Origin of the sequence: Streptomyces blattellae, from assembly GCF_009709555.1 — a bacterium.
GTDB lineage: Bacteria > Actinomycetota > Actinomycetes > Streptomycetales > Streptomycetaceae > Streptomyces > Streptomyces blattellae.
Genome location: NZ_WJBG01000182.1, coordinates 117,360 through 135,506 on the forward strand (window position 1 = coordinate 117,360; position 18,147 = coordinate 135,506).

The window sequence follows — 18,147 nt, forward strand, 5'->3', positions numbered from 1 at the left end:
GCCCAGTGCTCCACCCTTCGGGGTGGAGGTGTAGGGCATCTTGACCCCGGCGGCCCGGAGGGGCGCAGCGCCACTGCTGAAGCCGCCTTGTCCGACAACGTAGTTGGCGGACCTACCGCCGGACGGGCGGGAAGTGACGCCTGTGGAGGCCCGTGCAAGACCGATCTCCCCGGAGACCGGCAGGCGCCTGTGAAGCAGGAACCCGTGGTGGTACCGCGAAGCGGTACGGACCGGAATCTCCAGCCCTCAGGCTGGAGAGGGCGTCACCTGAGCAGGGCTTCCAGGAAGTCGCTGCCGAGCCGGGCCACCGCCGTGACGTCCAGCTGGTACAGGACATACCGCCCACGCCGCCGGGTGGTGATCAGGCCCGCCTTCTTCAGCACGCTGAGATGCCGGGATATCTCGGGGGCCGTCATGCCGTGGATCTGCACGAGCTCGCTCGTGGTGTACGTGCTGCGGGCCAGGTTCCGGAACCGAGAAACCGAGAAACCGAGAAACCGAGAAGGCGAGAAGGCGAGAAGGCGATCCGCCATGAGTGTCACCCAGTACCACGTCCTCGACACCTACCGCGCCCGGCAGCTCGGCCCGCCCGACCCGCCCGCGCCCGGCGCGCACGACTGGCAGGTCATCCGCGAACTGCGCGACCACCGGCGGTTCCGCGCGGTCCTCGCGGGCCGTCCGTCCCACGGCCGGCTACGGCAGGCCCTGGGCCGGTGGCTGCGCCTGCTCCCGCGGTCTACTTGATGATCTGCATCTTGCTTATCTGTATCTGGCTGATCTGCTTCTAGCTGCTGACCTGCGCGGTCAGCCGGGCGGCGAAGTCGGCGACCGCCGCCTTCACGTCCTCGGCGGTCCACTCCAGGCCCGCGGCCCGTACGTCGATCTCCGTGACGGCGAGGCCCGGGCCGGAGGCACCCCAGGGCCGGGCGAAGAGCAGGGTCCTGGTCTCCTCGGCGTGCCGGACCGCGACCTCGGCGACGACATCGGCGTCGTACGGAAGCCACACCTGGAACTCGTTGGTGTGCGGCTCCGCGGGGTGGACGCGCGCCCAGGGCAGCCCGGCCGCCGCGAACCCCTCGCACAGGGCCGCCGCCACCACGCGCGCGTGACGCACGTACTCGGGGAGCCGGGGCAGCTCGCGCTCCAGCCCGGCGAGAGCCGACAACGCGGTCGGGAACTGCTGGAAGACCGTGCCGCCGTACCGGTGCCGCCAGGCCTTGGCCTCCTCCACCAGTGTCCTGGGGCCGGCGAGGGCGGCTCCGCCGAAGCCGTCCAGGGACTTGTAGAACGACACATAGACGCTGTCCGCCAGGCCCGCGATCTCGTCCAGGGGACGGCCGAAATGCAGGGTGGTCTCCCACAGGCGCGCGCCGTCGAAGTGCACCACCGCATCGCGCTCCCGCGCCGCCGCCACGACCTCGGTCAGCTCCTCCCAGGAGGGCAGCACGAAACCGGCGTCCCTGAGGGGCAGTTCGAGCATCAGCGCGCCGAAGGGCTCCTCGAAGTCGCGTACCTCGGCGGCGGTCGGCAGCCGGGGCTCGCTGGTCACCCGGACCGGCCGGAGGCCGCTGACCTCACGGAACGCATTGCGCTCATGGACCTCCGGGTGGGCGAGCGCGTGCAGGGCGACCACGGCGCTGCCGGTGCGGCCCGCCCAGCAGCGCAGGGCGACCTGCTGCGCCATCGTGCCCGTCGGGAAGAACGCGGCGGCCTCCATGCCGAGCAGACCGGCGACCTTCTCCTCCAGGGCCTCGACGACGCCGTCGCCGTACATGTCGGCCGTCTGATCCAGGTCGTGCACCTGCTCGGCGGCCTCCAGCACCGCAAGGCGCTCCCGGAGCGTGCTCAGCACGCTGGTGCGCGCGAACACTCTTTCCGCGCTCCGGTAGGCGCTGATACGCCGCTCACGGCGTCGCCTGCGCCGCTCGTCGTCCGACTCCGACTCCCGCTCCGGTTCGGCTCGTTGCGTGCTCTGGTCCGACGTATCGCTCATGCGACGGATCATGCCGGTCGGTGATCGGAGCGGGCACCCGTTTTTCCGCAGTCGACGCGACTCGACGTGTGACTGCCCACAGCCTGTGGACAACCGGACGCCCCCGCAACCGATCGCGTTAACATGACGAGAAATCGTCCGGTACCCGGAGCGGACTGGAACGGGAAGGCCGCCGTCGCGTGAGTACAGTCCAACAGCCAGACCCAAAGGACCGCCCCGCGCGGCTCACCGTCGGCGTCGTCGGCGCCGGTCGTGTGGGCCCCGCGCTGGCCGCGTCCCTCCAACTCGCCGGGCACCGCCCGGTGGCCGTCTCCGGAGTCTCCGACGCTTCCAGGAGACGGGCCGCGCTGCTGCTGCCCGACGTGCCGCTCGTACCGCCCGCCGACGTCCTCAACCGCGCCGACCTGGTCCTGCTCACCGTCCCGGACGACGCCCTGCCCGCGCTCGTCGAGGGCCTCGCCGAGACGGGGGCCGTACGGCCGGGGCAACTGCTGCTGCACACCTCCGGGCGGTACGGCGCGAAGGTCCTCGACCCCGCCCTGCGCGCCGGCGCTCTGCCGCTGGCCCTGCACCCCGCGATGACCTTCACCGGCACTCCCGTGGACGTCCAGCGCCTCGCGGGGTGTTCCTTCGGCGTCACCGCGCCCGACGAACTGCGCCTCGCCGCCGAGGCCCTCGTCATCGAGATGGGCGGTGAGCCCGAGTGGATCGCGGAGGAGAACCGGCCGCTCTACCACGCGGCCCTCGCGCTGGGCGCCAACCACCTGGTCACTCTGGTCGCCCAGTCCATGGAGCTGCTAAGCGCGGCCGGCGTCGGGGCCCCGGACCGGATGCTCGGACCGCTGCTCGGCGCCGCGCTCGACAACGCCCTGCGCTCCGGTGATGCCGCCCTCACCGGACCCGTCGCGCGCGGGGACGCCGGTACGGTCGCCGCGCACGTCAGCGAGTTGCGCAGGCACGCACCGCAGACCGTCGCCGGCTATCTGGCGATGGCCCGCGCCACCGCCGACCGGGCGCTCGCCCACGGTCTGCTGAAGCCGGAGCTGGCCGAGGACCTGCTGGGGGTACTCGCGAACGGCACCGACGGCACCGACGGGACCGAGGGGGACGCCTGATGACCACCGCCCTGCTGCGCACCTCCGGCGAGCTGCACGCACGCGCGCGTGAAGGCCGCCGAGCCGTGGTGATGACCATGGGCGCCCTGCACGAGGGCCACGCCACCCTGATCCGCACCGCGCGCGAGATCGCCGGCCCGGACGGCGAGGTCGTCGTCACCGTCTTCGTCAACCCGCTGCAGTTCGGCAAGGGAGAGGATCTCGACCGCTATCCGCGCACCCTGGACGCCGACCTCAAGATGGCCGAACAGTCAGGCGCGGACGCCGTGTTCGCCCCGTCCGTGGACGAGGTCTACCCGGGCGGCGAACCCCAGGTCCGCATCAGCGCGGGCGCCATGGGCGAGCGCCTCGAAGGCCTCTCCCGCCCCGGCCACTTCGACGGCATGCTCACCGTCGTCGCCAAACTGCTGCACCTGACCCGCCCCGACATCGCCCTGTACGGCCAGAAGGACGCCCAGCAGCTCGCCCTGATCCGCCGGATGGTGCGCGACCTGAACTTCGGCGTCGAGATCGTCGGCGTACCGACCGTGCGCGAGGACGACGGCCTGGCCCTGTCCAGCCGAAACCGCTATCTGTCGCCCCAGGAGCGGCGCACGGCCCTCGCGCTGTCGCAGGCGCTGTTCGCGGGTCTCGACCGGCATGCGGCGCAGGAGGCGCTGCGCGCGCGGGCGCGTGAAGTGCCCGCCACGCACGCGCGTGCCGAGGCGCTCAGCGCCATAGGGGAGTCCCGCGCGGCAGCCGACGCGCACGCGGTCGCCCAGGCCGTCCCGGGTGGCCCGTCGGCCGTCCGCGCGGCCGCCCGCCTGGTCCTCGACGAGGCGGCCCGCCTCACCCCGCCGCTCCGACTGGACTATCTGGCCCTGGTCGACCCGTCCGACTTCACCGAGGTCGGGGACGACTTCACCGGGGAGGCCGTCCTCGCCGTCGCCGCCCGGGTCGGGACGACCCGCCTGATCGACAACATCCCGCTCACGTTCGGAACGCTCGGAGCCGCCTCGTGACCAGCACCGGCATACGCCCGCCCGTCGCCCATTACCACCCTCAAACGAGAGCGCTCCGCGCTCGCCCCCCTCGTTCGCCCGTCGCCCACCACCCTCAAACGGGAGCGCTCCGCGCTCGCCTCCCTCGTTTGACCTCCCCGGCCCCCGGCTGGTCCATCACCGCGGACGTCGTGGTCGTCGGATCCGGCGTCGCCGGCCTCACCGCCGCCCTGCGCTGCGAGGCCGCCGGCCTCACGACGGTCGTCGTCACCAAGGCCCGCCTCGACGACGGCTCCACGCGCTGGGCGCAGGGCGGCATCGCCGCGGCCCTGGGCGACGGCGACACCCCCGAACAGCACCTCGACGACACGCTCGTCGCGGGCGCGGGCCTGTGCGACGAGAAGGCCGTACGGATCCTGGTCACCGAGGGCCCGGACGCGGTGCGACGCCTCATCGAGACGGGCGCCCACTTCGACGAGTCCTCCGCGGGCGAGCTGGAGCTCACCCGCGAGGGCGGCCACCACCGCCGCCGCATCGCGCACGCCGGGGGCGACGCCACCGGCGCGGAGATCTCCCGCGCGCTCGTCGAGGCGGTACGCGCGGTCACGAGGGGCGAGCGCGAAGCGCTCTCGGCCAAGGGTGGTGGTGGGCGACGGGCGGGACTTCGTGCGATCGAGAACGCGCTGGTCCTGGACCTGCTGACGGACGCCGACGGCCGTACCGCGGGCGTCTCCCTGCACGTCATGGGCGAGGGCCAGCACGACGGTGTGGGCGCCGTGCACGCCCCCGCGGTGGTCCTCGCGACCGGCGGCATGGGCCAGGTCTTCTCGACGACGACGAACCCGTCCGTGTCGACCGGCGACGGTGTGGCGCTCGCCCTGCGCGCCGGCGCGGAGATCTCCGACCTCGAATTCGTGCAGTTCCACCCCACCGTGCTGTTCCTCGGCCCGGACGCGGAGGGCCAGCAGCCGCTCGTCTCCGAGGCGGTACGCGGCGAGGGCGCCCACCTCGTCGACGCCGACGGCGTGCGCTTCATGGTCGGACAGCACGAGCTGGCCGAACTGGCGCCCCGGGACATCGTCGCCAAGGGCATCATGCGCCGCATGCAGGAGCAGGACGCCGAGCACATGTTCCTCGACGCCCGGCACTTCGGCGCGGTCATGTGGGAGCACCGCTTCCCGACGATCCTGGCCGCCTGCCGCGCCCACGGCATCGACCCCGTCCACGAGCCCATCCCGATCGCCCCGGCCGCCCACTACGCCTCCGGCGGCGTCCGCACGGATTCCCACGGCCGCACGACCGTCCCCGGGCTCTACGCGTGCGGCGAGGTCGCCTGCACCGGGGTGCACGGCGCGAACCGACTCGCGTCCAACTCCCTCCTGGAGGGCCTGGTCTACGCCGAGCGCATCGCCGAGGACATCGCGGCGAGCCACGCCGAAAACGGCCTCCACGCGCGCGTGCCGCACCCGGTGCCGTACCCCGAGGTGCCCGAACACCCCCTGCTGGAGCCCGAGACCCGGTTCGCGATCCAGCGGATCATGACCGAGGGTGCGGGCGTCCTTCGTTCCGCCGACTCCCTCGCCAAGGCCGCCGAACAGCTCCAGCAGCTGCATACCGACGCCCGTGACGCCCTCCACGAGAACGGCAAGACGGCCGAGCCCGGCGTCGACACGTGGGAGGCCACCAACCTCCTGTGCGTGGCCCGCGTCCTGGTCGCCGCCGCCCGGCAGCGCGAGGAGACCCGTGGCTGCCACTGGCGCGAGGATCGCGCCGAGCGCGACGACACCGCGTGGCGGCGCCACATCGTCGTACGGCTGAATCCGGACCGCACACTCGCCGTACACACCACCGATACCGCAGACTTCCCCCCGACCCGGCAGCACCGTCCGGCGCAGCGTCCCCAGGAGCAGTGACAGCAGTGGATACCCCCGACCTTCCCCTCGCACAGGACGACGGCTGCGGCGACGGCTGCGCCTGCGGTGCGGACACCGGCGACGAATACCTGGAGTGCGGGCTCGATCCCGCCCTCGCCGAACTCCTGGCCGAGGCCGGCCTCGACCCCGTGGAGGTCGAGGACATCGCCAACGTGGCCATCCAGGAGGACCTCGACCACGGCGTGGACGTGACGACGGTCGCGACCATCCCCGAGGACGCAGTCGCCACCGCGGACTTCACCGCGCGCGAGGCGGGCGTCGTGGCGGGCCTCAGGGTCGCCGAAGCGGTGCTCTCCGTGGTCTGCGAGGACGAGTTCGCCGTCGAGCGGCACGTGGAGGACGGCGACCGGGTGGAGGCCGGGCAGCAGCTCCTGTCGGTCACCACGCGCACACGCGACCTGCTGACGGCCGAGCGCAGCGCGCTCAACCTCCTGTGCCGGCTCTCCGGCATCGCGACCGCCACGCGCGCGTGGGCGGACGTTCTGGAGGGCACGAAGGCGAAGGTCCGCGACACCCGGAAGACGACACCGGGCCTGCGCTCGCTGGAGAAGTTCGCCGTCCGCTGCGGCGGCGGCGTGAACCACCGGATGTCGCTGTCCGACGCGGCCCTGGTCAAGGACAACCACGTGGTCGCCGCGGGTGGTGTCGCGCAGGCCTTCAAGGCCGTACGGGATGCCTTCCCGGAGGTGCCGATCGAGGTCGAGGTCGACACCCTGCACCAGCTGCGCGAAGTCGTGGACGCGGGCGCCGACCTGATCCTCCTGGACAACTTCACGCCGGGCGAGTGCGAGGAGGCCGTGGCCCTCGTGCACGGCCGCGCCGCCCTGGAGGCGTCCGGTCGCCTCACCCTGGAGAACGCGAAGGCGTACGCGGACACCGGCGTGGACTACCTGGCCGTCGGCGCCCTGACCCACTCCTCGCCGATCCTGGACATCGGCCTCGATCTCCGTGAGGCGGAGTAGCCATGCTCCTCACGATCGACGTCGGCAACACGCACACCGTCCTCGGCCTCTTCGACGGCGAGGACATCGTCGAGCACTGGCGGATCTCCACGGACGCGCGCCGCACGGCCGACGAGCTGGCGGTGCTGCTCCAGGGCCTCATGGGCATGCATCCGCTCCTCGGCGAGGAGCTGGGCGACGGCATCGACGGGATCGCGATCTGCGCGACCGTGCCGAGCGTGCTGCACGAGCTGCGTGAGGTGACGCGGCGGTACTACGGCGATGTGCCGGCGGTGCTGGTCGAGCCGGGCGTCAAGACGGGCGTGCCGATCCTGACCGACCACCCCAAGGAGGTCGGCGCGGACCGGATCATCAACGCCGTGGCGGCGGTGGAGCTGTACGGCGGGCCCGCGATCGTCGTGGACTTCGGTACGGCGACGACGTTCGACGCGGTCAGCGCGCGCGGGGAGTACATCGGCGGGGTCATCTCGCCCGGTATCGAGATCTCCGTCGAGGCGCTCGGCGTCAAGGGCGCGCAGCTGCGGAAGATCGAGGTGGCGCGGCCGCGGAGCGTGATCGGCAAGAACACGGTCGAGGCGATGCAGGCGGGGATCGTGTACGGGTTCGCCGGGCAGGTGGACGGTGTCGTGAACCGGATGGCGCGGGAGCTGGCCGAGGATCCGGATGACGTGACGGTGATCGCTACGGGTGGGCTGGCGCCGATGGTGCTGGGCGAGTCCTCGGTGATCGATGAGCATGAGCCCTGGCTGACGTTGATCGGGCTGCGGTTGGTGTACGAGCGGAACGTGTCACGCATGTGACCCCGCGTCCGGCGTGCCCGCAGGGCGTCTTCCGCCCTCGCCGCCCCTACCCGTCCCGTCCCTGCGGGCTGCCGCCCCCAGACCCCCGCTTCGGCGTGAACGGCCTCGTCCTCAAACTCCCCCACTCTCGGCTTCGCTTGAGCGGGGGTACCCCCACGACGGGCTGAAATACCCGGACCGGCACCGAGTGGGTCCGGGTGGGTGGCTCTTGCGCCACACCAGGTGTGATGTGGGCTGGTTTGTCTGATTAGCGCGTATCGTCACCTCATGCCCACGCCATACGGATACCGCGGCGGCATGGCGTTCGGTGTGGAGGAGCTGCGTGTGCTCCGCCGCGCTCTCGCCCTCGCCCTCCAGCCCAGCCCGGTCTCGGCCGAGGATGTCCAGGACTGCCTCCGCCTTGCTGAGGCCCTCGACGAGGCGATGCGCGAGGGGGTGCGGATGCGGGCCTTTCTGGTGGCGGACGTCGCCCGGTACCGCGCCGCCCTGCCCGGCACCGCCGCCGGCTATCTCACGCTGCTGGAGGAGGCGCTGCGCGCGGGGTACCGGCTGGTCCCCGACGACCTCACCGCCCTCCGGGCACTGCGCGGCAACCCTGCCGCCGCCGCCCTCCTCGACCGCTGTCGAAGCCATGCCGGGCGTCAGGGGCGGGACGAGCCCGGAGGGATGGGTGCGCTCGGCCGCCTCGTGCCCGGTGCGGGGCGAACCGCGACGCCGGTCGCATCCGGCGCCCCGGGGTCTCGGACGCACCTCACGGCCCTGACCGGCGGGCTCGCCGCGGACGCGGGGGAGAAGCCCGTGCGCAAGCCCGAGAAGAAGCCCGCCGGGAAACCGGCCCCGAAGCCCGCCCCCGCCCCGGCCGCCCCGAAGCCCGCCCGCCCCATCCCCACCCCGGGCGAGGTCTTCCCGCGCCGCAAACCCACCCCGCCGCCCGCGAACGCGGCACGGCAGCTCGTCGTCGCAGGTTGAGTGGCGGGCGTCGGTGCCGGCGCCGAGAACCCTCAACCCGGCACCGTCCGCTCCCCGCCCCGTGGCTACCCTGGTCGTATGGACTATGTCTCCGCGCTGCTGCCCCCGGCCGTGATGGCCGTGTTCTTCATCGGTGTGATCCGGGTGATCGTGAAGACCCAGGGCGGGGCCAACAAGGCCAAGGAGGACGCGGCCGTCGACGCCGCCATCTCGCGCGTGGAGGGCGCCCGCCAGACCGCCTCCGGCACCGACGCCTGACGTACGGCGTACGCCTCCCGCGCCGCTCGCGCACTTCCGGGCCGTACACCCGCTTCGTTCCCGTTTGTTCACCATGCGCCCGTCCCGGACGCCAATGTGGAGATCTCCCACTATTGTGTCGAGTTGTGCCCCGCCCATTGGGAGAACTCGAAGACGCGGTCATGACGCGGGTGTGGAAGTGGAACCGCCCGGTGACCGTTCGAGAAGTCCTCGAAGATCTCCAGCAGGAACGGTCCATCGCCTACACCACGGTGATGACCGTTTTGGACAATCTCCATCAGAAGGGCTGGGTGCGCCGCGAGGCGGAAGGCAGGGCCTATCGATATGAGGCGGTCTCCACCCGAGCCGCCTACGCCGCCGCGCTGATGAACGACGCCTGGTCGCAGAGTGACAACCCGGCCGCCGCTCTCGTCGCCTTCTTCGGGATGATGAGTGACGAACAGCGGCAGGCCCTGCGGGACGCCATCCGCGTCGTCGGAGACCCGGAAGAATCCGCCGAACCCACCGGAGAGACCGGCGCCACCGATAGCGCCGAACGCGATACCGGCGGGGAGAACCCCGGCTCGGCGCCGGAGACCGGCGGGCGATAGCGTCCGCTCATGTCAGCAGAGCGTCCCGAAGTCACCGCAAAAGCCATCACCGTCCGCCGGGCCCGCACCCGCGATGTAGCGGCGGTGCGTCGACTCCTCGACGCCTACGTCCGCGACCGGATCCTGCTCGACAAAGCCACGGTCACGCTTTACGAGGACATCCAGGAGTTCTGGGTCGCGGAACGGGACGACAACGCCGACGTGGTCGGCTGCGGCGCCCTGCATGTGATGTGGGAAGACCTCGCCGAAGTGCGCACTCTCGCGGTGAAGCCCGGACTGAAGGGTGCCGGTGTCGGGCATCAGTTGCTGGAGAAGTTGCTGCACACCGCACGGTGGCTCGGCGTTCGCCGGGTATTCTGCCTGACCTTCGAAGTGGACTTCTTCAGCAAGCACGGCTTCGTCGAGATCGGCGAGACGCCTGTTGACACCGATGTCTACGCGGAGCTGCTGCGTTCCTATGACGAGGGCGTCGCGGAGTTCCTCGGTCTCGAACGAGTGAAACCGAACACCTTGGGCAACAGCCGGATGCTTCTGCATCTGTGATCGTCAACGAGATTTCAAGCGGACTGCACTGCCCCGGTTCCCTATGTCCGAAACGCGCATGTTTCCGGACCGGGGGTGACCGGTGGGTCTCTCCCAGGGGTTTGTGTTTTTCCAGCAAAAGCGGTTTGCTTTCCGACGTACTGCAGTACTGCATATAACAGGGGACGGCGAAACGGCGGACGCCGCAGACCCCAGCCCTCAAGTTATCGATGAAAGGAAATCCGGTGGCACAGAAGGTTCAGGTCCTTCTTGTCGACGACCTCGACGGCGGCGAGGCGGACGAGACCGTGACGTTCGCGCTGGACGGCAAGACGTACGAGATCGATCTCACGACCGCCAATGCGGACACGCTGCGCGGCCTTCTCGATCCTTACGTGAAGGGCGGTCGTCGTACCGGAGGCCGTGCTTCGGGCGGGCGCGGAAAGGCGCGTGTCGCTTCGGGTGGCAGCCAGGACACCGCACAGATCCGCGCCTGGGCGAAGGAGAACGGTTACGAGGTCAACGACCGCGGCCGTGTTCCCGCGACCATTCGCGAGGCATACGAGAAGGCGAACGCCTGATCGCAAGGCCTATGGCGAGGCCTATGACGGGCCTATGGCAAGGCCAAGGGCTGAGCGCATGCGCGCCGCAGCCGCAATCGGTGGCACTGCGTTGCCACCGTGTTCAGAAGTCGCACGAGATCGGGGGCGTCTCCACCGCCCCCCAAAGCCGACAGCGTCGGCAGCGAGGCTTCGACCTCGCACCCCGGACCGGGGGGCCGCAGCCACACGGCGGCCCCCCTGAGGACGCCGGAACGGATCGACGGCGGCCGGGCCCTCGCGGTGGAGCCCCACCCCGGAGGCACGGGTGCCTCCATGAGACCGCCCTCGCCGACAGCCGTCAGGTCGAGCGCCAGCGTGCCCCACTCCAGCCAGTCCAGCAGCCCGGGCAGTTCCTCCTTGCTGCCCGCGGCCACCAGCAGCCGCATCCGGTCGCCCTGCAGGGCCACCGGAGAGCCCGGCACCAGGTGGCGCAGTGCGGACCGGCCCGCCTCGGCCGGCACGTCCAGGACGTCGAAGCGCAGGCCCAGGGGAAGCCGTACGGGAATTCCGGGCACCGTCGCCCATCCCAGTTCGTTCTCGTACCACCGGCGGACCTGATCGCTCGGATCGAGCGGCCGCCGGGGGAAGGGGACTGCTGTGGAAACCGTGGAGATTGCGGGCGAAGCCGAGCGGCCGGTGGCAACCATGCCAAGCGCAACTGTCGGCGGACCGTGCAAGTTACGCTGAGTGTTCCGGTGGGTGCGCAGAGTGCCGTAAGCGGGGGCGTACGGGGGTGCGGGGTGGTGCAAGGTTGTTCGCCCGTAGCGGAGGGAACCCGTGCATGCGGCATGGACTGTCTGTTCGAGCGGGTAAGACATCCCTAGTGGGAGGGGGCGACACGCAGGACAGGCCGTCTCACGTTCGCCATCGGCGTACTGATGGTGAGGGTAACTACCTGGCCTGCGGGAACATCGTCTCGCACCATCGGGTTGGAGCAGATGTCGGCGTTCGGGGTCAGGAGGCCATCGACGGTGTCGGCAGTTGGAATGAGCGGTCCCCGCTTGCGGGACTAAGCTGCGGAAGGACAGGGAGGGGAAGTTCCCCCCACTGCCTGACCGCTCTGAGGAGCGATTAACGATGTTCGAGAGGTTCACCGACCGCGCGCGGCGGGTTGTCGTCCTGGCTCAGGAAGAAGCCCGGATGCTCAACCACAACTACATCGGCACCGAGCACATCCTCCTGGGCCTGATCCACGAGGGTGAGGGTGTCGCCGCCAAGGCCCTTGAGAGCCTCGGGATTTCGCTCGAGGCGGTCCGCCAGCAGGTGGAGGAGATCATCGGCCAGGGCCAGCAGGCCCCGTCCGGGCACATCCCCTTCACCCCCCGTGCCAAGAAGGTCCTGGAGCTGTCGCTCCGCGAGGCCCTTCAGCTGGGCCACAACTACATCGGCACGGAGCACATCCTGCTCGGCCTGATCCGTGAGGGCGAGGGCGTCGCCGCCCAGGTCCTGGTCAAGCTGGGCGCTGATCTCAACCGGGTGCGGCAGCAGGTGATCCAGCTGCTCTCCGGTTACCAGGGCAAGGAGACCGCCACCGCCGGCGGGCCTGCTGAGGGCACCCCCTCGACGTCCCTGGTCCTCGACCAGTTCGGCCGGAACCTCACCCAGGCCGCTCGTGAGTCCAAGCTCGACCCGGTCATCGGGCGCGAGAAGGAGATCGAGCGGGTCATGCAGGTGCTGTCCCGCCGTACCAAGAACAACCCGGTCCTGATCGGTGAGCCCGGCGTCGGCAAGACCGCCGTCGTGGAGGGTCTCGCCCAGGCCATCGTCAAGGGCGAGGTGCCCGAGACCCTCAAGGACAAGCACCTCTACACCCTGGACCTCGGCGCGCTGGTCGCCGGCTCCCGCTACCGCGGTGACTTCGAGGAGCGCCTGAAGAAGGTGCTCAAGGAGATCCGCACCCGCGGCGACATCATCCTGTTCATCGACGAGCTGCACACGCTGGTCGGTGCGGGTGCCGCCGAGGGCGCCATCGACGCGGCTTCGATCCTGAAGCCGATGCTGGCCCGCGGTGAACTGCAGACCATCGGCGCCACCACGCTGGACGAGTACCGCAAGCACCTGGAGAAGGACGCGGCCCTGGAGCGCCGCTTCCAGCCGATCCAGGTCGCCGAGCCGTCCCTGCCGCACACGATCGAGATCCTCAAGGGTCTGCGGGACCGGTACGAGGCCCACCACCGCGTCTCCATCACCGACGAGGCGCTGGTCCAGGCCGCCACCCTGGCCGACCGGTACATCTCGGACCGCTTCCTCCCCGACAAGGCGATCGACCTGATCGACGAGGCGGGCTCCCGGATGCGTATCCGCCGGATGACCGCGCCGCCGGACCTGCGCGAGTTCGACGAGAAGATCGCCGGCGTGCGGAGGGACAAGGAGTCGGCCATCGACTCCCAGGACTTCGAGAAGGCGGCCTCGCTCCGTGACAAGGAGAAGCAGCTCCTGGCCGCCAAGGCCAAGCGGGAGAAGGAGTGGAAGGCCGGCGACATGGACGTCGTCGCCGAGGTCGACGGCGAGCTGATCGCCGAGGTCCTCGCGACCGCCACCGGCATCCCGGTCTTCAAGCTGACCGAGGAGGAGTCCTCGCGTCTGCTGCGCATGGAGGACGAGCTCCACAAGCGGGTCATCGGCCAGGTCGACGCCGTCAAGGCGCTGTCGAAGGCGATCCGCCGTACGCGTGCCGGTCTGAAGGACCCGAAGCGCCCCGGTGGTTCGTTCATCTTCGCCGGCCCGTCCGGTGTCGGTAAGACGGAGCTGTCCAAGGCGCTCGCCGAGTTCCTCTTCGGTGACGAGGACGCGCTGATCTCCCTCGACATGTCGGAGTTCAGCGAGAAGCACACGGTGTCGCGCCTGTTCGGTTCGCCCCCCGGATACGTGGGCTACGAAGAGGGCGGCCAGCTGACCGAGAAGGTCCGCCGCAAGCCGTTCTCCGTCGTCCTCTTCGACGAGGTCGAGAAGGCCCACCCGGACATCTTCAACAGCCTTCTGCAGATCCTGGAGGACGGTCGCCTGACCGACTCCCAGGGCCGGGTCGTGGACTTCAAGAACACGGTCATCATCATGACGACCAACCTCGGCACCCGGGACATCTCCAAGGGCTTCAATCTGGGCTTCGCGGCCTCGGGCGACAAGAAGACCAACTACGAGCGCATGAAGAACAAGGTCTCGGACGAGCTCAAGCAGCACTTCCGCCCCGAGTTCCTCAACCGCGTCGACGACGTGGTCGTCTTCCCGCAGCTCACCCAGGACGACATCCTCGCGATCGTCGACCTGATGATCGGCAAGGTGGACGAGCGCCTCAAGGACCGGGACATGGGCATCGAACTCTCCCAGTCCGCCAAGGAGCTGCTCTCGCAGAAGGGCTACGACCCCGTGCTGGGCGCGCGTCCGCTGCGGCGCACCATCCAGCGCGAGATCGAGGACGCCCTCTCCGAGAAGATCCTCTTCGGCGAGCTGCGCCCCGGCCACATCGTGGTCGTGGACACGGAGGGCGAGGGCGAGGCCAAGACCTTCACCTTCCGGGGTGAGGAGAAGTCGGCACTGCCGGACGTCCCGCCGATCGAGCAGGCGGCCGGTGGGGCTGGACCGAATCTGAGCAAGGAGGCGTAAGCCTCACGGCCGTAGGGCCGACGAAAGGGGCCGGTGCTCTCGGAGCGCCGGCCCCTTTCGCGTCCGGCTACCACCTGCCCGGCTCTACGACCTCCCCGTTCACCTCGATCACCAGTCCGGTGCGGTGGCCGAGCGGAGTGAGGTCCAGGGGCGCGTCGTCCGCGGTCTCCAGGGTGAGCCGGGTGAGGGAGGGAAACACCCGGGCCAGGTCCCTGGCCGAGCCGCCCCTGGTGACGTTCCTGAGGGTCAGGGAGCGGATCCCCGGGAGAGGTTCGAGCTCCCGGGGGCGGCGCGGCAGCACACCCTCCTCCTTGCCGATGACCGGCGGTACGACCTGGCGGGGCAGTCGCAGTGAGGCGAGGGAGAAGTCGAGGCTGCTGAGCGAGGGGGCACGGGAGGCCGCGAGCAGAAGGGAGTGCGCGTGGCAGTCGCCCTGCACGACGAGTTCGCGCAGCGCGGGCCACTGGGACAGGTCGTTGATCATCATCTTGGCCTGACTGCGCAGCCGTAGCCTCCGCACGGTCGGGTGGCCCGGAGGCAGCGGGATGCTGCTGTCGAGCAGAGTTCCGGTGAGCGACAGTTCGGTCAGCCGGTCGAGCCGCTGCAAGGAGGCCAGGTCGGCCTTCTCCGTCTCGTGGAGCTCCAGATCGAGGCGGGTGAGGGGCAGTCCTTCCAGGGCCGGCCATCGTCTGACCCGGGGGCACCCGACGAGTGACAGGGAGGCCAGCCCGGACAGGCCGCGGACGAAGGAGAGGCTGTCGAGCAGGGGGTTGCCGAACACGGTCAGGTGGCGGATCCCCCGGTCCGGCAGCAGCTTCGCCAGATCGGGACCACCGATCGGAAGGGCGAGCGCCAACCTCTCGACAGGTGCGCAGTGCCTCAGCGCCGCGGCCATGGCCCGGCTGAACACGTCGACCGACATGCCCTCCAGCGGCACATGGGCGAGGACCTCACGGGCGTACTCCTCCGCTGGAAAGCGGGGCCAGGCTCTGATGAGGACAGAACGGATCGCGTGAGAGGGGTGCCCGGCGAAGCGCCGCAGCAGCGGCAGGGACGCGGGGCCGCCGATGTCCCGGATCACCTGGACGACCGCCAGTGCCTCCTGGTCGCCGAGCTCCTCGGGGCAGGGGACCAGAGGAAGGACGTAGGAGCCCAGGGACGTCAGCTTCGCGGCTGCGGTGTCGTCGGGCGGCGGGAACAGCGCCCGGACGCGGTCCGCGATCCGCTCCCGCACCTCCTCTTCCAGCACCACCGCGCTCAGTGCGCACCGGGCGGCCAGGACATGGATGTCGCCGCGGGTGCGGGGGTTCTCGGCGAGGTCGCCCTTCTCGATCAGCCCCTCGATCAGCCTGCGCACCTCCCCGCGGTGGCAGTGGCCCACGGCCAGCAGGATGATGTCCTGCCACACCTCGTCGGTGGCGTGGCCGAGCAGTTCGCCCAGGCCGTCGCTCTCCTGGAGCTCCTTAGCCGCCAGGTAGTCCTGGAAGGTGCGGTGGATGAACTGGATGGCCGTGTCGTTGCGTTCCTGGAGCAGGCCGCTGCGGTTGAGGAGATGGGTCAGCACGGCCTCGGCGGAGCCCTGCCGGCGTACCTGGGGCATGCCCCGCATGGCGAGTTCTATCTGGTGCCGGGCCTGCTCGTGGTTGAACTCGGCGTAGCCGCTGCGGGCCAGCCAGGCCGCGATCCGCTGGAGCAGCTGCTGGTGCTCCTCGACGCCGAGGCTGATGCCCTCCGGGGCCGCCACCCGGCGCAGGGTGTCGCGGCTGCCCAGCAGCATGGTCAGGGCCGCGTGGTAAAGGGACCAGCGGGTCTCCGGGAGGAAGCCCCGGCGGCGCCGGTGCAGGGCGCAGACCACGGCGGCCAGCAGCGGGGTGCGGGACAGGTGGAGCAGGGCGGGGTTGCGGCCCAGCTCCTGTTCCAGGGCGCGCTCCAGGTCGCGGAGGTTCGTGTCCTCGGCGGCGGCCCGGTGGGGGTCGCGGAAGCCCGCGCACTCCAGGCGGGCGGCGGCGTGCCATGCCTTGGAGAAGGCCAGGATGTCCTCGTCCCGCATGGGCAGCAGCCGGAGTTCCTCGAAGTCCTCCGAGCTGAGCCAGTCGGCGGCCACGGCCAGCGGCCGTACCGTGACCAGGCAGCGGTTGTGCGGATACATCGCCAGCAGGTCGGCGAGGCGGCGCCGCGCTTCCTCCCGGTCCGCGGGCGGTACCTCGTCCATGCCGTCGACCAGGAGCAGCGCCCGTCCGGCTTCCAGGACGCGGCGGGCCCAGCCCTCGGGGATCTCGTCGATCTGGAGTTCGGCGACGGTGGCCAGTTCGTGCGGCCTGGGGAAGGCCGTCCCGCGGGACAGCAGGCTGCGCATGGGGATGACGAAGGGCACCAGGTCGTTCAGCTCGGCGAGTTCGTGGCCGAGGGCACCGCAGGCCGCGTGCGAGGCGAGCCACCACACCAGCGTGGTCTTGCCCGCGCCGGCCTCGCCGCGCAGCACCGCCCGGGGCCGGTCGGCGAGCAGGTCGTTGATCCGGCGGGGTGCGGAGACGGACTTGGACACCGGTACGTTCTCCCGCGCCTTTGAGACCGACAGGGCCTCCAGGCTCAGATAGGCGGTGTCGAGGTCCCAGTTGGTCTCGGTGGTGCCCAGTTCGTCGATGCCGAAGATCTCGATCTTGCGGTAGCGGGTCTTCAGGGCGCGGGCGTAGTGCCGCTCGAAGCGTTCGTCCTGGAGGTGGTGTCCGGGTACGACGGTTTCGAGCACCCGGGGCACATGGCCCGGCTCGGCCCCCATCACGTGGTGGGGGAACCCCGGCGCCTCCAGGATGCGCTGGACGGGGACCGCCTCGACGCGCCGGTGGTCCCGGCCGTCCGGTACCTGGGTGACCACTCCGATCAGTACGGAACCCGCGAACACCGGGGCGCCGGACAGGCCCGCGAACGGCGACTCTCCCGGCTTGGGAGCGGTGACCGGAGCCCGGTCGAACTCGCACACCAGCATCGTTCTGATCCGCCCCGCCATCGGCAGGACGGTGCCGGTGAGCTGGTCGTACTCCAACTGGTCGGCCGGGCCGAAGCGTTGGACGGCGGGAAACCCGACGACCTGGCAGCCGGGCAGCGGATCGGGCGATCCGATGACTCCCCACCGCAGCCTGGCGAGCGCCCAGCGCTGCGGGTCCACCAACTCCTCGCCGGTGAGCAGGAGAGCCACGTCGCTCTCCTCGTCCTGCCAGACCGCCCGGCTGGGAAAGGGCTGTTTGCTCTCGGGGTGGACCGTGCGGATCCATTCCCTGTTCCTGAGCACGTGGGCGCTGGTCAGCACCAGCCGGGGCGACAGCATGACCCCGCTGCCCTGCGATCCGGCCAGCACCACCACGGACCGCTCGACGGCCGAACGCAGCATCACCGTGGCGAGGGGGTGCCGCGGCCGAACGCGCCGACGCTTCCCTCCGTGTCGTTGCGGATCTTCAGGGGAGCGCCGGTACGGGCGTCCTGGGCACGCAGCGTGAAGGAGACCTTGTGCGTACGGCTGTCGGTTCTCGCGCCGTCCGCGCCCGCGTCGACGACCCAGGCTCTCACCTTCGCGCCGGCCTTGAGCTCCTTGCGTATCTCGACGGTGAACTCCATCTGGATGTCGCCGAGTTCGAACACGATGTCCTGCCCAGCCGAGCGCCGGGCCGCGGTCAGCAGTTCGTCGCGGATGGTCTGCACGGCGTCCGCGAGTTCGATGCGTGACTCGTCGACAGCGCTCATTAGGGCCTCCTCAGCCGTCGCTCCGGCCGACGCACGGCCGCCCGGCCCCGCAACACGTCATGGGGCCGGTGCCCGCACGGT

16 protein-coding genes and 1 pseudogene are annotated in these 18,147 nt (G+C 70.6%); 12 read left to right on the forward strand and 5 right to left on the reverse strand.

Annotated elements, in window-relative coordinates; genetic code table 11:
• Window positions 1-263 precede the first annotated feature (263 nt).
• Window positions 264-470 (reverse strand): annotated as a pseudogene (locus GFH49_RS23865) (helix-turn-helix domain-containing protein); the annotation flags it as partial.
• A 61-nt stretch (window positions 471-531) separates the two neighbouring features.
• On the opposite strand from GFH49_RS23865, the gene GFH49_RS23870 reads away from it, so the two are divergent.
• Window positions 532-744: a hypothetical protein gene (locus GFH49_RS23870; RefSeq protein WP_155058117.1), complete on the forward strand. Its 213-nt coding sequence runs from the start codon at window positions 532-534 to the stop codon at window positions 742-744.
• A gap of 40 nt (window positions 745-784) precedes the next feature.
• On the opposite strand, the gene GFH49_RS23875 is transcribed toward GFH49_RS23870, so the two are convergent.
• Window positions 785-1,993, reverse strand: coding sequence for a threonine aldolase family protein (locus tag GFH49_RS23875; protein WP_155058118.1), 1,209 nt, complete (start codon window positions 1,991-1,993; stop codon window positions 785-787).
• Window positions 1,994-2,172: 179 nt separating this feature from the next.
• On the opposite strand from GFH49_RS23875, the gene GFH49_RS23880 reads away from it, so the two are divergent.
• From GFH49_RS23880 to GFH49_RS23925, 10 genes are all read left to right on the forward strand, one after another.
• On the forward strand, window positions 2,173-3,108 hold the full coding sequence (locus GFH49_RS23880; RefSeq protein ID WP_155058119.1) for a Rossmann-like and DUF2520 domain-containing protein: 936 nt from the start codon (window positions 2,173-2,175) through the stop codon (window positions 3,106-3,108).
• Complete coding sequence (panC, locus tag GFH49_RS23885; protein ID WP_155058120.1) at window positions 3,108-4,109, forward strand: pantoate--beta-alanine ligase; 1,002 nt, start codon at window positions 3,108-3,110, stop codon at window positions 4,107-4,109. The genes GFH49_RS23880 and panC overlap by 1 nt, the downstream gene beginning before the upstream one ends.
• Window positions 4,110-4,237: 128 nt before the next feature.
• A complete protein-coding gene (locus tag GFH49_RS23890) occupies window positions 4,238-6,001 on the forward strand; it encodes an L-aspartate oxidase (protein WP_155058121.1) in 1,764 nt (587 codons plus the stop codon).
• A gap of 5 nt (window positions 6,002-6,006) precedes the next feature.
• Window positions 6,007-6,984, forward strand: coding sequence for a carboxylating nicotinate-nucleotide diphosphorylase (nadC, locus tag GFH49_RS23895; protein WP_155058166.1), 978 nt, complete (start codon window positions 6,007-6,009; stop codon window positions 6,982-6,984).
• 2 nt (window positions 6,985-6,986) lie between these two features.
• Window positions 6,987-7,784 carry a type III pantothenate kinase gene (locus GFH49_RS23900; RefSeq protein ID WP_155058122.1) on the forward strand — a complete coding sequence of 266 codons (798 nt, stop codon included), beginning with the start codon at window positions 6,987-6,989 and terminating at the stop codon, window positions 7,782-7,784.
• 297 nt (window positions 7,785-8,081) lie between these two features.
• Entirely contained in the window at window positions 8,082-8,753 is a 672-nt protein-coding gene (locus GFH49_RS23905; RefSeq protein ID WP_155058167.1) for a hypothetical protein, read from the forward strand.
• A gap of 78 nt (window positions 8,754-8,831) precedes the next feature.
• Entirely contained in the window at window positions 8,832-9,011 is a 180-nt protein-coding gene (locus GFH49_RS23910) for a hypothetical protein (protein WP_155058123.1), read from the forward strand.
• 137 nt (window positions 9,012-9,148) lie between these two features.
• The gene (locus tag GFH49_RS23915) at window positions 9,149-9,601 is read left to right on the forward strand and encodes a BlaI/MecI/CopY family transcriptional regulator (protein WP_155058168.1); all 453 of its coding nucleotides are present in this window, start codon (window positions 9,149-9,151) and stop codon (window positions 9,599-9,601) included.
• Window positions 9,602-9,610: 9 nt separating this feature from the next.
• Entirely contained in the window at window positions 9,611-10,144 is a 534-nt protein-coding gene (locus GFH49_RS23920; protein WP_155058124.1) for an amino-acid N-acetyltransferase, read from the forward strand.
• 224 nt (window positions 10,145-10,368) lie between these two features.
• On the forward strand, window positions 10,369-10,704 hold the full coding sequence (locus GFH49_RS23925) for a histone-like nucleoid-structuring protein Lsr2 (protein WP_155058125.1): 336 nt from the start codon (window positions 10,369-10,371) through the stop codon (window positions 10,702-10,704).
• 32 nt (window positions 10,705-10,736) lie between these two features.
• Here the strand turns inward: GFH49_RS23925 and GFH49_RS23930 are convergent, their stop codons facing one another.
• Window positions 10,737-11,372: an SCO3374 family protein gene (locus GFH49_RS23930; RefSeq protein ID WP_155058126.1), complete on the reverse strand. Its 636-nt coding sequence runs from the start codon at window positions 11,370-11,372 to the stop codon at window positions 10,737-10,739.
• Window positions 11,373-11,802: 430 nt separating this feature from the next.
• Between GFH49_RS23930 and GFH49_RS23940 the strand changes: the two genes are divergently transcribed.
• Window positions 11,803-14,328 (forward strand): ATP-dependent Clp protease ATP-binding subunit, encoded by a 2,526-nt coding sequence (locus tag GFH49_RS23940; protein ID WP_155058127.1) that lies wholly within the window; start codon window positions 11,803-11,805, stop codon window positions 14,326-14,328.
• A gap of 67 nt (window positions 14,329-14,395) precedes the next feature.
• Here GFH49_RS23940 and GFH49_RS23945 read toward each other — a convergent pair whose 3' ends face one another.
• Both GFH49_RS23945 and GFH49_RS23950 read right to left on the reverse strand, forming a co-directional pair.
• Window positions 14,396-17,716 carry a serine protease gene (locus GFH49_RS23945; protein ID WP_230396460.1) on the reverse strand — a complete coding sequence of 1,107 codons (3,321 nt, stop codon included), beginning with the start codon at window positions 17,714-17,716 and terminating at the stop codon, window positions 14,396-14,398.
• Window positions 17,716-18,066: a trypco2 family protein gene (locus GFH49_RS23950; protein WP_155058129.1), complete on the reverse strand. Its 351-nt coding sequence runs from the start codon at window positions 18,064-18,066 to the stop codon at window positions 17,716-17,718. Before GFH49_RS23950 ends, GFH49_RS23945 begins: the two co-directional genes overlap by 1 nt.
• Between the last annotated feature and the right edge of the window lie 81 nt (window positions 18,067-18,147).